Origin of the sequence: Ruegeria atlantica (genome assembly GCF_013033965.1) — a bacterium.
Classification (GTDB): domain Bacteria; phylum Pseudomonadota; class Alphaproteobacteria; order Rhodobacterales; family Rhodobacteraceae; genus Ruegeria; species Ruegeria atlantica_D.
In genome coordinates this window covers 670,001-683,687 of record NZ_WQFE01000001.1, presented here as the reverse complement: position 1 = coordinate 683,687, position 13,687 = coordinate 670,001, and the positions used below count along the sequence as shown (strand labels likewise).

General features: G+C 54.3%; 13 protein-coding genes and 1 pseudogene. 8 read left to right on the top strand and 6 right to left on the bottom strand.

All coding sequences use genetic code 11. The annotated features are described in order from the left end of the window. The first annotated feature begins 16 nt into the window (after positions 1–16). Both GOW16_RS03345 and GOW16_RS03340 read left to right on the top strand, forming a co-directional pair. A complete protein-coding gene (locus tag GOW16_RS03345) occupies positions 17–1,024 on the top strand; it encodes an ABC transporter ATP-binding protein (protein ID WP_368039864.1) in 1,008 nt (335 codons plus the stop codon). After that, on the top strand, positions 1,021–2,040 hold the full coding sequence (locus GOW16_RS03340; protein ID WP_170410195.1) for an ABC transporter ATP-binding protein: 1,020 nt from the start codon (positions 1,021–1,023) through the stop codon (positions 2,038–2,040). Before GOW16_RS03345 ends, GOW16_RS03340 begins: the two co-directional genes overlap by 4 nt. Here the strand turns inward: GOW16_RS03340 and GOW16_RS03335 are convergent. Next, the gene (locus GOW16_RS03335; protein ID WP_170410193.1) at positions 1,986–2,903 is read right to left on the bottom strand and encodes a LysR family transcriptional regulator; all 918 of its coding nucleotides are present in this window, start codon (positions 2,901–2,903) and stop codon (positions 1,986–1,988) included. The two genes, GOW16_RS03340 and GOW16_RS03335, sit on opposite strands and share 55 nt — an antisense overlap. Positions 2,904–3,005: 102 nt before the next feature. On the opposite strand from GOW16_RS03335, the gene GOW16_RS03330 reads away from it, so the two are divergent. The 3 genes from GOW16_RS03330 to GOW16_RS03320 are packed head-to-tail and all read left to right on the top strand — an operon-like array spanning position 3,006 to position 6,012. Further along, complete coding sequence (locus tag GOW16_RS03330; RefSeq protein WP_217354472.1) at positions 3,006–4,022, top strand: agmatine deiminase family protein; 1,017 nt, start codon at positions 3,006–3,008, stop codon at positions 4,020–4,022. After that, the gene (locus GOW16_RS03325; protein ID WP_170410191.1) at positions 4,019–5,068 is read left to right on the top strand and encodes an agmatine deiminase family protein; all 1,050 of its coding nucleotides are present in this window, start codon (positions 4,019–4,021) and stop codon (positions 5,066–5,068) included. Before GOW16_RS03330 ends, GOW16_RS03325 begins: the two co-directional genes overlap by 4 nt. A gap of 23 nt (positions 5,069–5,091) precedes the next feature. Next, on the top strand, positions 5,092–6,012 hold the full coding sequence (locus tag GOW16_RS03320; RefSeq protein WP_170410189.1) for a helix-turn-helix transcriptional regulator: 921 nt from the start codon (positions 5,092–5,094) through the stop codon (positions 6,010–6,012). Positions 6,013–6,015: 3 nt separating this feature from the next. Here the strand turns inward: GOW16_RS03320 and GOW16_RS03315 are convergent, their stop codons facing one another. The 3 genes and pseudogenes from GOW16_RS03315 to GOW16_RS03305 form a co-directional block, all read right to left on the bottom strand. Next, positions 6,016–7,683, bottom strand: a complete 1,668-nt coding sequence (locus GOW16_RS03315) for an amidohydrolase (protein WP_170410187.1) — start codon at positions 7,681–7,683, stop codon at positions 6,016–6,018. Between the two features lie 57 nt (positions 7,684–7,740). Beyond that, positions 7,741–9,000 carry a M20 family metallo-hydrolase gene (locus GOW16_RS03310; RefSeq protein ID WP_170410185.1) on the bottom strand — a complete coding sequence of 420 codons (1,260 nt, stop codon included), beginning with the start codon at positions 8,998–9,000 and terminating at the stop codon, positions 7,741–7,743. Positions 9,001–9,064: 64 nt separating this feature from the next. After that, a pseudogene (locus tag GOW16_RS03305) lies at positions 9,065–9,473 on the bottom strand (IS5/IS1182 family transposase); the annotation flags it as partial. A gap of 411 nt (positions 9,474–9,884) precedes the next feature. Between GOW16_RS03305 and GOW16_RS03300 the strand changes: the two are divergent. Then, positions 9,885–10,250 carry a VOC family protein gene (locus GOW16_RS03300; protein ID WP_170410183.1) on the top strand — a complete coding sequence of 122 codons (366 nt, stop codon included), beginning with the start codon at positions 9,885–9,887 and terminating at the stop codon, positions 10,248–10,250. A 323-nt stretch (positions 10,251–10,573) separates the two neighbouring features. Here the strand turns inward: GOW16_RS03300 and GOW16_RS03295 are convergent, their stop codons facing one another. After that, a complete protein-coding gene (locus tag GOW16_RS03295; RefSeq protein WP_170410179.1) occupies positions 10,574–11,449 on the bottom strand; it encodes an amidohydrolase family protein in 876 nt (291 codons plus the stop codon). Beyond that, complete coding sequence (locus GOW16_RS03290; protein ID WP_368039868.1) at positions 11,446–12,339, bottom strand: ester cyclase; 894 nt, start codon at positions 12,337–12,339, stop codon at positions 11,446–11,448. The genes GOW16_RS03295 and GOW16_RS03290 overlap by 4 nt, the downstream gene beginning before the upstream one ends. Between GOW16_RS03290 and GOW16_RS23040 the strand changes: the two genes are divergently transcribed. Together GOW16_RS23040 and GOW16_RS03285 are read left to right on the top strand one after the other, a co-directional pair. Then, on the top strand, positions 12,277–12,594 hold the full coding sequence (locus GOW16_RS23040) for a hypothetical protein (protein WP_368039869.1): 318 nt from the start codon (positions 12,277–12,279) through the stop codon (positions 12,592–12,594). The genes GOW16_RS03290 and GOW16_RS23040 overlap by 63 nt on opposite strands. A gap of 18 nt (positions 12,595–12,612) precedes the next feature. Continuing rightward, entirely contained in the window at positions 12,613–13,686 is a 1,074-nt protein-coding gene (locus GOW16_RS03285; protein WP_170410175.1) for an ABC transporter ATP-binding protein, read from the top strand. Position 13,687 lies beyond the last annotated feature (1 nt).

Here is a 13,687-nt window from a genome sequence, read left to right as displayed (position 1 = left end):
GCACAAATTCCGCGGAATGGGAACGCCTCTGCAAATGGAACTATTGAGAGTTGATAACCTGTCCGTTTCAGTCGGTAACGGACCCCGGTCTGCAGCAATCGTGGACAGGTTGTCATTCCAACTGAGTCGCGGCCAATGCCTAGGCATCGTCGGGGAAAGCGGCTCAGGTAAAAGCACAGCAGCCATGGCGATTATGGGATTGCTGGACAAGCGCTCTCTCAATGTTTCCGGAGCTGTTGAGTTTGATGGCCAGAATCTTCTTCAGCTATCGCCAAAGAGACTGCGCGATCTGCAGGGCACTGAAATAGCGATGGTTTTCCAAGACCCTATGAGCAGCCTCAACCCGGTCTTGCGGATCGGTGACCAGATAATCGAATGTGTTCAGGCCCACCGCAAGCAACCCGCAAAAGAGGCATGGTCTCGCGCCATCGAGGTGTTGTCCCAAGTAGGAATGCCCGACCCGGAGGGAATGCTTAAGCGCTATCCACATCAACTTAGCGGTGGTCAACGACAGCGTGTGATGATCGCGATGGCGATTGTATTCAAACCCCGGTTGCTGATTGCAGATGAACCGACGACTGCTCTGGACCTGACCATTCAGGCGCAAATCCTCGATTTGCTTAAGGCTCTCTCTCGGGACCTCGATATGGCGGTCGTCTTGATTACTCATGATCTGGGCGTCGTTTCGCAAATGAGCGACGAAGTTATTGTGCTTTATTCGGGTCGGGACGTGGAACGCGGGCCTACCGAACAGGTGCTTGAGTCCCCTCAACACCCATACACGATTGGCCTTCTCAGTGCGCATCCTTCACTGGATGCAGATCAGGACCGGCTAACTCCTATCCCAGGCGCGCCTCCCTCCATTTGGGAACGCCCTTCGGGCTGTGCTTTCCGAGATCGATGCAGTGAGGCCGTAGGTAACTGTACCGAGGCGACGCCGCCACAAGTCATGATTGATAAGAGTGACCATCTGGTGGCTTGCTACTTGCGCAGCGGGACGACACCTCAGAGGAAGACCGCATGACTAACCCAGCACTCAATATAGAGAACCTGTCAGTCGAGTTCGCGTCATCTGCGCCAAGAGGGGTTTTTGAAGCACCTTCCACATTCCGAGCCCTCAATAACATCACTCTGTCCGTAAACCCCGGAGAAGTGCTCGGCTTGATCGGCGAGTCTGGCAGTGGGAAAACGACTTTGGGAAAAGCGATCGTTGGCCTTGTCGAGCAGTCGAGTGGGTCATTGGTGGTGAACGGTGAGGCACTTGACGCCACCAAGCCTTCTGACCGACGCAAATTGGCGCGCCAGGTGCAGATGGTGTTTCAGGATCCCTATTCCTCGCTGCATCCTCGAAAGACCGTTGGATACACGTTGGCCGAACCGTTTCGCATTCAGAAAACGGCAGAACGAAGCAACGAAATGGACCTTGTTCAAGCATTGCTTGAGCGGGTTGGTTTGAACCCTCAACACGCGGCGCGGTTTCCTCAACATTTCAGCGGTGGTCAACGGCAGCGCATCGCGATCGCACGGGCCATTGCGAACAGCCCGTCGATCATTGTGGCAGATGAGCCAGTCAGCGCGCTTGATGTATCAGTTCAGGCCCAAATCCTGAATCTTCTGGATGAACTACGCACTCAGGAAAACATGGCGATGCTGTTCATCAGCCACGACCTTTCAGTCGTACGCCACCTTTGCCAACGTATCGCCGTCATGTATTTGGGTGAGATTGTGGAAACTGGTCCATCCAAAGCTCTGTCTGCCAATCCAAGGCACCCTTACACAGCCGCGCTGATGTCGGCGGTGCCACGCGTTAAGGCCAAAAACAAAGCGCGCTCAAAGCCAATTGTTTTGAAGGGTGATGTGCCTTCGCACGATGCCATACCGTGCGGTTGCCCGTTTCACACGCGCTGCTGGCTATATGAGCAAAAAGGGCGTCCTGCGCGATGTCGTTCGGAGATTCCAAAACTGGTTGAACAAGCCGAAGATCGTCAGTCAGCTTGTTTCTTTCCCGAAGATGTGGCCGTGTCTGCCGAAGGGGCGTGAGCCACCAGCCAGTCCCACAAGGCCCGTACAGCGGGCCGTTGCAGATCACGATCCTGGGTGACGATGTACATGATCCGGCCGGTTTCCAGTAAGTGTTCACCTGCCTGACACAATTGCCCCTTTTCCAACCACGGCGCTGCCAGATCAGGGTTTCCCAGATAGACGCCGAGACCTTGCGCGGCAGCATCCAGTGCATAAACGGGATCGGAGAAATTCAAACCCGCCGAGTAGTTTTCACGCGATAGCCCGGCACGAATGTACCAGGTTTGCCAATCATCCGGCTCTTCATCATGAATAAGGGGGGCGGTTTCAGGGCTGCTATGAAACGCCTCCAATAGGCTTGGGGCGCAAAGTGGAACACGCCGCTCTGAGAGAAATTGGGTCCCGATTTCATCTGGAATTTGCGGCGGTTCGTAACGAAATGAGATATCATATTCCGTATCGACCAATTCGGCTGTCAGCTCGCCTGTGTACAGCCATGGTTCTACTTCCGGATTTGATGATTTGAGTTCAGCCAATCTCGGCATGAACCAACTGGCTGCAACAACCGGCAAAATCTGCACGACAACTGTTCCTGGCTTTGAGTACGCATCAAGCCGCTGAACGCCCTGACGCACAGTTTCTAGCGCTTCCAAACTCGTTCGATACAGATCTCTACCGGCATCAGTAAGTTCGATGCCACGCCCGACGCGGTGAAACAGAGGTTGCTCCAGATGCGTTTCCAACGTGCGAATCTGATGCGAAATCGCGGACTGGGTCACGTGTAGCTCATCCGCGGCTTGTGAAAAGCTTCCCAGGCGCGCCGCAGCTTCAAATCCTACAAGCGATCCAAGCGGTGGGAGGAGGCGGTAGGGATTATTCATGAGTTGTACTAATGATTTTCCCAAGAATTACGCGTTTGTCCATCACTGTATCTAATGAATAGACTCCAAACAAGACACAGCTATTGAAGATCGGAGCCACACGTGCAGCGGCAAACACCAAAGCAAGCCGGATTTCACATGCCAGCAGAATGGGCAGATCATGAACGGACGTGGATGATGTGGCCATCACGCGCTGAGGTTTGGGACGACATCTCGGAAACGCGCCGAAACTACACTGATGTGGCCCACGCCATTCGCCAGTTTGAGCCATTGACCATGCTGGTTCGGCGTGAAGACATCGCTGTCGCGCGTGATCTGTTGGGCAGTGATATTGAACTGTTGGAGCACCCGATCAACGACAGTTGGGCACGTGATGCAGGCCCCTGCTTCCTCGTCGACGGAGAGGGCAACAAGGCCGGAACCTCATTCCGCTTCAACGCTTGGGGTGGCAAATACGCGCCGTTTGCGGGTGACGATACAGTCTCATCAACGATCCTCGAAAAGTCCGGAGTGCGTAAGTTCGTGTCAGACCTGATCGCTGAAGGCGGCGGGGTCAGTGTCGATGGTGAAGGAACAATTCTCACCACCGAGAGCTGTTTCCCGAACTTGAACCGCAACCCCGACTGGACACGGACCGATATTGAAACCGAGTTGAAAGAGATGCTGGGTGGCGACAAGGTTATCTGGCTCCCGGGAAACGTTGAAGAAACGGAAACCGACGGGCACGTCGATGGCATCGCCGCCTTTCTGGCGCCGGGTGTGGTTCTGGTAGAAGGCGAAGGACCTGTGGATCACGAGTGGCATGACATCAATGCCGCCAACATTTCGGCACTTGAGAACCAGACCGACGCCAAAGGACGCCCGCTGTCACTGATACGTGTTCCGGATGCGGCGGATTTTGCAACGGATAACGAAAAGTTCTGCCGTTCATACGTGAATTCCTACATCTGCAACGCTGGTGTGGTGATGCCGAAATACGGCCTGCCAGAAGATGACTTGGTCCGTGAAGTGTTTGAGCAATACCTGCCAGGCCGCCGAGTTGCCCAAGTCGAAATCCCATCGATCGCCATCGGTGGTGGCGGCATTCATTGCATCACGCAACAGGAGCCAAAGTCATGAATAAGGAACTGCGCCAGACCCTGACCAGCAGTACACCCGGGGAGTTGGGTTTTGTGATGCCGGCCGAAACCGCACGTCATGCCGCATGCTGGATGGCTTGGGTCCACGACGATCATCCCGACACTTGGGGGAGAGACATTGCAAAGGTTCAGGATTCGTTTGTCGCGATTGCGAGTGCGATCTCCCAATTTGAGCAAGTGCGCGTGATCGCAGCACCCCATGCTTTCAAACTGGCACGTCGGAAACTGCCAGGGCACATCGATGTGATTGCGCTGGATCAGGATGACCTGTGGTTCCGGGATACCGGGCCTTTGTTTGTGCAGAATGCAAATGGTCAGACCGTCGGGTCTAACTTGCTGTTTAACAACTGGGGCAGCAAGTTCCCACTTGAGCCCGGCGACAGGGACATTGGTGAAAAGCTGGTATCCCATCTTGGGCTTCCATGCTTTCAGTCGCCCCTATGTGGCGAAGGGGGCGGTTTGATCAGCGATGGGCGCGGAACTGTGATCACCACGGAAACCTGTTTTCTCAACTCTAACCGCAACCCGGGAATGACCAAGGCAGATGTCGAACGCGAGCTGTTTCACGCGATCGGCGCCCGCAAAGTTATCTGGTTGCCCGGCGATGAAAACGAATGGATCACGGATGGTCACATCGACGGTGTTCTGACCTTTACGCGGCCGGGTCATGTTCTGTTTGAGGACAACCCTGACAACGAAAATCCTCATCAAAGGGTTTGTCGGGAAAACCTGAAAGCGTTGCGTGGGCAAACCGATGCAGGCGGCAATGAAATCGAAATTACGCTGCTGAACGAGGCTTACCTCTATCATCACGAGAGCGAGTTCACCGCTACATCATATGTGAATTGTTACATTGCAAACAGCGGTGTGGTTCTGCCCAGCTTTGGCACCCCCGAGACAGACGATGCGGCTGTCGAAACCTTCAGGAAGGCCTTTCCCGATCGCCAGATCGTTCAGGTCGATATCCGGGACATCTGTTGGAACGGTGGTGGCATTCACTGCATGACCCAACAGCAGCCCGCTTGACGGTCAAAAAACGGAGGTTGGATATGCTTAGTCTAAAGATCAACAATGATGCTATTGGAACTCCGCCAGCGAATTCCGTGTCAGGAATTGATCGGGCTCAAACGACCGAAACCCTAGCGGGTTTGGCCACGGTCATAGAAAAGGTTGGGCACGAAGGGTTTCTTGGCGCGCTTGCGGCTCTGTGCCAGTCCAACTCGGGCTATGACAGCACTTTTGTGACTGCGTTCTTTCCCTCACACTCGCCGGTCGAATTATTCGACAACCTCGACGATCAATACTGTGGTGCAACAATCAAGCCATACCTTGATTTTGCTTACCTGTTCGACCCGTTTTACAACCTGTTTCGGCAGGGTTTCGGTGACGGAGTCATGGCTTTGAATGACTGCGCACCAGATGATTTTCTGACCTCAGAATACTACCAGACGTTCTATTCAGGCACCGGGTTGTTCGATGAAACCGGCCTCTTTATCCGCTTCGATCAGGGCGCGTGCCTAGTTCTTTCACTGGGAAGCCGAGAAGAGGGTTTTCAGTTATCACCACAGGCCCGATTGGCGCTGGAAAAACTGCTGCCTTGCGTCGGTGCCCTTTGCCGAAGGCATTGGCCGCGACTGGATCCGGAAACCGTCATTGGTCACGGACGCATCGGGCAGCACCTCAACAAGTCCTTCGAGCGCTTTGCCACATCAATTCTTAGCGAACGTGAAGCAGAGATTGTTCGCCTTATTCTCAAGGGCCACTCGTCCAAGTCCATTGCGCGCGAACTGGGCAACAGCCCCGAGACAGTCAAGGTCCACCGTAAGCGTATTCACGCAAAGCTGGGCATAGCCTCACAGGGCGAGTTGTTTTCCCTGTTTCTCGAGGCGCTTTCTCGAACGCCTGCAAATGCAACGAAAGACCCGCTTGTTTACCTCGATCGTAAGTTGAGCGATCCGTACTACGATTGAAGTCTATTCTGCAAATAGACCATTGGCGTCAAAAACAGGCTCACCCTGAAGCAACGTGGCTTCGATCTCGGCAGAGGGTATCTGGCTGACCGGTAACTCCAGGATGTTCTCGCTGATCACAACCAGATCGGCGTATTTACCTACTTCGATTGACCCTGTTTTGTCATCATGCTGCAGCAAGTAAGCCGGATTGATGGTCATCGCTTCAATCGCTGTTTCAACGTCTGGAAAGCCATTCGTTTCACGACTGACGACCGCAGAGATTTTAATCAGCGGGTTAAGCTCGTCTGCATCCCAATCACTGCTCATGGTGACGGTGGCTCCGGCGTTCAACAAATCTCCTGCAGGCAATAGTCGATCTGTCCTGTCACCGATAAATTCGCCGATGAAGTCGATGTAATCATCTTCAAGTGCGCTTGGTGGGATTTGGAAATCAGCAATGGCATTCAGTTCTGCAAATCGCGGATAGTCTGCCGGGTCTACCAAATAAAGATGCGTCAGTCGGTGCGGCCCTGAGTCTTGGTTCGCATGGGCGATGGCATCTAACGCCAACCGTGCGCCGTTATCGCCTGTTACATGAAAATGCAGTTGAAACCCTGCCGCGCTGAATTCATGAGCGATCTCATTCAAGTATTCCCCTGGGAAGTAGAGGTAGCCAAGCTCAGGTCCGGCGTCGTTCTCATACGGCTCAAGTAGAGCTCCGGTTCCTTGGCTCAGAATCCCATCAACATAAAACTTTGCCTGATTGAACCGAACCAAACGGTCGGGGTCGTTGTGAAACAACCCCTTTAGCTCGGAAAGCTGCTCTTCAAGGGGGCGGTCCGGATAAACGTAGAAAGCATTTGACGCACGTACCGTCAGCTCTCCCGCCTCTTCAGCCCAATCCCAAACACGGTGATGCCCCTGCGGCCAATACCCTCCAGCGTCGCTAACCGTTGTGATTCCGTTCCGGTTCAGGTCATTTGCCGCCGCAAGCAGGCTATCGTAGGCAAAGTTCAGATGATCCTCGGTTGGCAGGAATGCCAAGGTGCGCAAGTTATGCGGTGCATTTTCCAGCACCACACCGTTTGGCGTGCCTTGATCGTTACGTAGAATGATATTGCCGTTCGCCTTGTCACCAGACACGTCGTACCCCGCCGCCTTCAGAGCTACAGAATTTGCCCAAGCTCCGTGACCGATGTCGTCCAGGATCAATATGGGACGGTCCGGCAGCAACTCGTCCAGAAATTCAACTGGGTTTGGGTGCAGATCCAACAGGTTCGGTATGTTAACGCCCGAAGCGCGAACCCACAGGCCCGTGCTATCATTCTCGGCGCATTGCAAGACGCTGTCCCGGTACCCGTTCAGATTGTCAAATGGTTCGAATTCGCAAAGAGCTGCGTTTACACCCGCCTCAATCGCATGAAGATGGGCGTCCTGAAAACCAGGCAAAACCATGCGACCTTCGAGGTCGATGATCGACGCGTCAGATCCGACAGCAGCAATAACCTCAGCTTCTGAACCAACGGCGACAATGATTCCGTTTTCGTCGATTCCGACCGCCTCAGCCCAATCGCGATTTTCGTTAACGGTGTAGACATCGGCACCCGTGAGAACCAAGGGCTGCGAAAACGCGTTTCCCGCTGCCAATGGGGAGAGCAATGTGGTTGCGAGGACGAAAGCTCGGGTCATTGGGGATCTCTTCAGTATTGCGGTGTCGTCAAGGTTTACGTGTAAAGATTCTACTCCTTACTCCTGCAATTGCAGGGCGCCATGGTTCGCTGTGGCAAAGCGCAACGCCATATCCAGCAGGACATTAGCTCCTGCGGCGGCATGTTCTGGCTTGGTATACTCCAGTTCATTGTGACTGATCCCGTTACGGCAGGGAACGAAGATCATGGTTGTGGGTACGATCTGCGCCAGATTGAAGGCATCATGTCCTGCCCCGGAAACAATTTCCATGGAAGGCAAGTTTCGTTGTTTGGCTGCCTCGCGGACCCTGCTCACCATTTCTGGATCGAACTGAACCACGGGAGAATGCCAACGACATTTTGCTTTCACCTCTAGCTCCGGATGTTCTGACGCAATGTCAGAGATCCCATTGAGAAATGCCTCTTGCATAGCCGCCAAGTCAGCTTCATTTGGGTGCCGCAGATCAACGCTCAGACATACTTGCCCCGGCACAACATTGATCGACCCTGGATGTGTCTCGACTTTGCCAATAGTTGCGCGCGCGTTTTCATCCTTCTGCCCGATCCGATAGACCAGTTCGACAACAGGCGCTAACGCGGGTACGGGATCGCGGCGACTACGCATGGGCACTGGCCCTGCATGAGTTTCCTCACCAGTTAGATTGACGTCGTACCAACGGATACCTTGCCCCCCGGTGACAACCCCGATTGCCTTGTCTTCCATTTCCAGAATTGGACCTTGCTCGATATGCAGCTCGACGTACCGTTCAATCTGTTGAAATCCCGGGGGACACCCTTTGTCATACCCATGGTGTGTCGTTTCTTCAGCGACCGAGATGTCTTGATCATCTGTGGTTGCAAGAACACTCGGCAGATCAAGAACACCGCAATACACGCCAGAACCCATCATCGCAGGCTGAAACCGGGCTCCTTCTTCGTTGGTCCAGACGACAAGGTCTATCGGTGCACGAGTTTTGATCTTGAAATCATCCAATGTCTCAAGAACCTCCAGGCCCGCGAGAACACCAAGAATGCCATCGAACCGGCCGCCATTTGGTTGTGTGTCCAGATGCGATCCGATGGCGAGGGGGAGCGCATCGGGATCAGTTCCATTGCGGCGAATGAACAAGTTTCCGATCTTGTCGAACATTGCCGGGTACCCGCGGGATTCACACCATGCAAGAAACAGTTCCCGGCCATCAACATCGTCCTGTGACAAGGCAAGCCTGCAACTTCCATTGTTCGGAATCTCACCAATTTCGGACATGTCCATCAATCGGGACCACAAGCGTTGGGGATTGATCGAAACTTTCGTCATCTTCACCATCTATTCGTGATTATGCGGTCTGAAATCGGGTGTGACCGCCTTCATTCTTTGCTTTTGTCCGAGGCCCAACAATCCCCCATGAGGGGTAGTTGCGGCGGAATTGCTTCGGCGTTTCGCCCTCAGGGCAGACGTACTGGTTGTTTTCTGGGTCCCATTCGAAGTCTGCACGAAACCACGTGCCATCCGTACGCCCGGCTTCGTCAATGACTGGGATATTCGGTACGATCTCGCGATCCACCAACCAGTCGAACATGGGACCAGAGCCATAGGCAGTGTCTGCAATCAACTTCTCAGGATGCAGATCGAGCTTTACCTTCACCCGATCCAGCATTGTCTTGGTCGACCCGACCTCGGCTTGCCGGATCGGAATAGGACGTGAAATTGAGCTTTAGGGGTGTCGCAGCGCCGAAGGCTGCCTCGTCGAGCGTGTCCAGATACCCCCGAACCGCACGCGGGGTGGCCCGCAGGCGCAGCCGAGGACGCCGCCCTGTTTAAAAGGGTTGCCCGAGGAGGAAGGCAGCGCTTTCTCCATGTGCTCGGTTGTCGAAGGGTGAACTTCCACAATGTTGTTAAACGTCGCACGAACCTGACCCAAACTTAGTAGTTGGTCCAGACGCGGATCAGAACGACCGGGTCACAAATCACATCGCCTGCATTCGACGCATTATTCGGCATGGTATCTGTGATTCTGTACACTCGAGCGGCGAGAACCCTGGAAAGTAATGCTACCGCCCTAAGGTTGTTCACATAACACCCTACTGTGATGCGCGAACAATAAGAACACTGTTCTTCCCAGGTCTGTGTCGGTCGAGTTCGCTGCCCCCGGAACAAAGCCGCCGATTGTGGTATAGTTCGCGACTATACGGAGGATGCCGATGGCTCATTTTCGATACATTGTGTCAGACGTTGATCAGGCGTTGGTCTTTTACTGCGAACAACTGGGGTTTGAGTTAATCGAGCAATACGGACCGGCGATGGCCATCATAAGGCGAGATGACCTTGAACTCTGGTTGGCTGGCCCGGTCGCCTCAGCGTCCAAACCTATGCCAGACGGGGCAAAACCCGAGCCTGGTGGGTGGAACAGGTGTGTATTGGTTGTCGACGATATCAAGGCCTTGGTCGCTTCACTTCGCGAGCAGGGCGCAATCTTTCGTAACGACATCACCACGGGACCAGGTGGCAAGCAAATACTCTGCGAGGATCCATCAGGAAATGTTGTCGAGTTGTTCCAGCCGGGCTAGTTGCGCGCAATATTCAAAATACGCGCTGTGGGCCGAGCTCAAGGATATGAGTTAGTCTTTCGATAAAAACGGCTGTTTGTATGGGGTTGGGCCACCTTTGATTGAGTCAGATTTGAAAGTCGCGATTCCCAAATTCATGCGGTTCTGTCGGTCGATCGAGCCACAGATTTCATGACATTCCATAGTGCTCTCGTTGCATGTCCATGGGAATAAAACACCCCTTTGATCCTGTAATCGGCGGGCGGGGTGGGACGCCGCAACTTGCTGCGTAGACAAAGCGGTCAATTGGAAGTGACGTCCGAGGATACTGGTGCATATGTTTCTCACCGGTCAAAACGGTAGAAGCGCTTTGATGTGTCATGGAACACAGCGTCTTGAAGCGGGCACGGAATGAGTTCTTGTTGTCGGGACACTAGGTCTTTGTAAGTTGACGTGAGGCTATCGACCGGAAAATTCGATCCGAACATGCAGCGATCAGCGCCAAATTGTGACAAGCAGGTTGAAACGATTGGCGAGACACTCTCTGCGCTCCAGCCATGATCAAACATCCCAAGGCCGGAGAGCTTGCAGTAGACCTGCGGGAGGTTTGACAACCCCTTTAACGCATCCGCCCAGTTCTGCAATCCTTGCGCCGTTCGGTCATGGGGGGATCCTGCATGGCAAAGAGCAACTTGGGTTTCCGGAGCTCGGGACATTACATTTGCGGTTTGCTCCATAAGCGCGGGCAGCAGTTGCAGATCAAAAGAAAGGCCGCGCGCGCCCAGTTGTTTAAGGCCAGCCAAAAACTTTGGATCTTCAAGCAGTGCGTTTGTGCCTGTGATTGCATCCTCACCCGGAGCCCGACCAATGATCTGGCGAATGCCGCGCACCGAAGGCAAGGTTTGAAGCCGGTCGAGCTGCGTGTCCAGATCGTCAGCGGTCAGATCGCAAAACGCCACTTGCACCAACGGCCAGTCGGGGAACTGATCGGCTATGGACTGCACCCATTGTGCTTCGGTCCAGGGGTCGGCCGCGCCGACCTGAATATGCACCGAGGCGCCGAAACCCTCGGCTTCGGCGTCTGCGCGAAATTCCTGCAGCAAATAGTTGCGTTGTATAGGCGAAGGGTCGCCAAAAAAGCGCGCGACGCCTTTTTCCATGAGCCAGGGGTAGTTAACTGCAGTGAGGTCCCACAGGTGGTGATGCGCATCTATTCTCATGGTGTTTCGATCCCCGTGGTGCGTTCCAGAATATCGACACCTTGCCCTTTCCAGAAATGCAACAGGTCGATGAAGATCCAGTTCTCGGCCAGTTTGTCGCCTGCGCGGCGATAGATATCGATCACCCTGAATTCGCCGGGTTTTCCAGTGGCAGGCATGCCCATGAATCCGCCAGATGGGGTGGCCGTGAAGTTTGGCCAGCCAAAGAAACCACCATAGTGCCCCTCGGCCAGGCGGCAGATGTGATTTGTTTTTGATCGGTCTGAGAAAGCTGCACGAAACGGTCCGGAGTGTTGTTTGGCATAGCGTTCTATCGTGTATGTCGCGCCGATCCCTTCGGGTCCCCACCAGATCATGTCCTGATGCCATGTCCGGGCCAATTCATCCTCAAGCGACAATCCACTGTCCCATTGGCCTAGATCCGAGATCATCGCATTGATGACCGCCAGCGTCTTCTGGCCTTCTTCAATGGGTTGCTCGGTCAGTAGCAGGCCATCATGCGGCATTGGTCCAGGTTGCACCAGATGCGCCGCTGTTTGAGGGGGAAACGGGTTCTGTCCGGCTTGAACCATCAGGTGCGGTATGTCGAAGTACATCGCGGTTTCGACAATCTTGCCCCCCGCGACTTTGTGAAATGCACAATAGTGCAGGAATGCCAGCTTGCCAGTTGGGCGGATGCCTAGCCAGGGTCGGTCAAACAGCCCCATCAGATGCCCCATGGATACGACCCAAACGTCAGAGGCTTCCCGTAGTGAGTTTTGCCCGGCAAACAGGACATCTACACGGTTCTGGATGTTAGTCAGGCTGCTTTTTAAGGGTTCCCAGAATTGCCGGGCAACCTGCTCGGCGCCATTGATTTCATTGAATGGATGGAAGCCGCGCCACTTCAGTTCTGCGGTGCAGAAGCGGCTTATAACTTCCGGGACTTCCTGCTGCGTCGCGGAATCCAACGCGGAGTGAAACGCGGAGACAAGTTTTTTTTCTGTCTGAAAGGTCACGATATTTGCCATTGTGGTCAGTTGTTTTACGAGCGGCGCGAGGCCAAAGTGAGTCGGGTGCTTGGGGTAGTTTTGCATACGTATGCAAAAAAGTCTTGCCTGATTTGTTATTTGGGAATTACAGTTTTGCAAACGTATGCAAAATGATTCCTTGCAGGGGGCACCATGGCGGAAATTCAATTGCGGAACGTCGGCAAGCGGTGGGGCTCATTCGTTGGGGTCCACAATTTCGACCTGACGATTGCAGATCGCGAGTTTCTGGTGCTGCTGGGACCCTCGGGCTGCGGCAAGACCACCACTATGCGCATGATTGCTGGCCTTGAGGATGTGACTGAGGGTGAAATCCTGGTCGATGGCAACGTGGTCAACGATCTGGAACCCAAGGACCGCGATGTTGCGATGGTGTTCCAAAGCTACGCGCTTTACCCGAATATGAACGTTTACGAAAACATCCGGTTTCCTTTGAAAGTACGAGGGATCGACCCGTCGACCCATGACGAAAAGGTGCGCCGCGCCAGCGCGATGGTCGAGCTGGACGATTTCCTGCATCGTAAGCCCGCTGAACTGTCGGGCGGTCAACGACAGCGCGTGGCACTGGCTCGTGCGATCGTGCGCGAACCCAACGTGTTCCTGATGGACGAGCCTCTGTCGAACCTGGATGCCAAGCTGCGGGTTTCAACCCGGGCGCAGATTAAGAACCTGAGCCATGAGTTGGCAGTCACCACCATCTATGTGACCCATGACCAGATTGAGGCCATGACCTTGGCCGACCGCGTTGTGGTGATGAAACAGGGCGTGGTTCAGCAGGTGGGTAGCCCCACGGAAATCTACGACATGCCGGCGAATACTTTCGTGGCCAGCTTCATCGGTTCACCCGCGATGAATTTGATGGATGGCGAGGTTTCGGGTGGCGTGTTCCGAGCCGAGCATGTCGAAATTCCAGTCGATGCTCCGGACGGCCCAATGACACTGGGATTCCGCGCAGAAGACGCCAGCCTTGCCGAAGGGCAGGGTCAGATCACAGCACCCATTTACACGCTGGAATTGCTGGGCGACGCGACCATGATCTCGGTCCGGGTCGGCGGTGCACTGGTATCGGTCAAAGCCGATAAAGCCTTCCGCGCCGAGATTGGCGAGACGGTCTCGTTCTCGGTGCCAAAAGAAATCTGTCACCTCTTTGAAGCTGAAAGCGGTGCGCGGATTGGGGAACAACCCCACGAACAGCCCAAACGGGCTTAAC

Excerpts from the sequence above, each read along its gene's own strand:
- GOW16_RS03310 (WP_170410185.1), bottom strand. The coding sequence starts at position 9,000 with ATGACGAAAGTTTCGATCAATCCCCAACGCTTGTGGTCCCGATTGATG.
- GOW16_RS03285 (WP_170410175.1), top strand. The coding sequence starts at position 12,613 with ATGGCGGAAATTCAATTGCGGAACGTCGGCAAGCGGTGGGGCTCATTC.
- GOW16_RS03300 (WP_170410183.1), top strand. The coding sequence starts at position 9,885 with ATGGCTCATTTTCGATACATTGTGTCAGACGTTGATCAGGCGTTGGTC.
- GOW16_RS03325 (WP_170410191.1), top strand. The coding sequence starts at position 4,019 with ATGAATAAGGAACTGCGCCAGACCCTGACCAGCAGTACACCCGGGGAG.
- GOW16_RS03295 (WP_170410179.1), bottom strand. The coding sequence starts at position 11,449 with ATGAGAATAGATGCGCATCACCACCTGTGGGACCTCACTGCAGTTAAC.
- GOW16_RS03345 (WP_368039864.1), top strand. The coding sequence starts at position 17 with ATGGGAACGCCTCTGCAAATGGAACTATTGAGAGTTGATAACCTGTCC.
- GOW16_RS03315 (WP_170410187.1), bottom strand. The coding sequence starts at position 7,683 with ATGACCCGAGCTTTCGTCCTCGCAACCACATTGCTCTCCCCATTGGCA.
- GOW16_RS03335 (WP_170410193.1), bottom strand. The coding sequence starts at position 2,903 with ATGAATAATCCCTACCGCCTCCTCCCACCGCTTGGATCGCTTGTAGGA.
- GOW16_RS03340 (WP_170410195.1), top strand. The coding sequence starts at position 1,021 with ATGACTAACCCAGCACTCAATATAGAGAACCTGTCAGTCGAGTTCGCG.
- GOW16_RS03320 (WP_170410189.1), top strand. The coding sequence starts at position 5,092 with ATGCTTAGTCTAAAGATCAACAATGATGCTATTGGAACTCCGCCAGCG.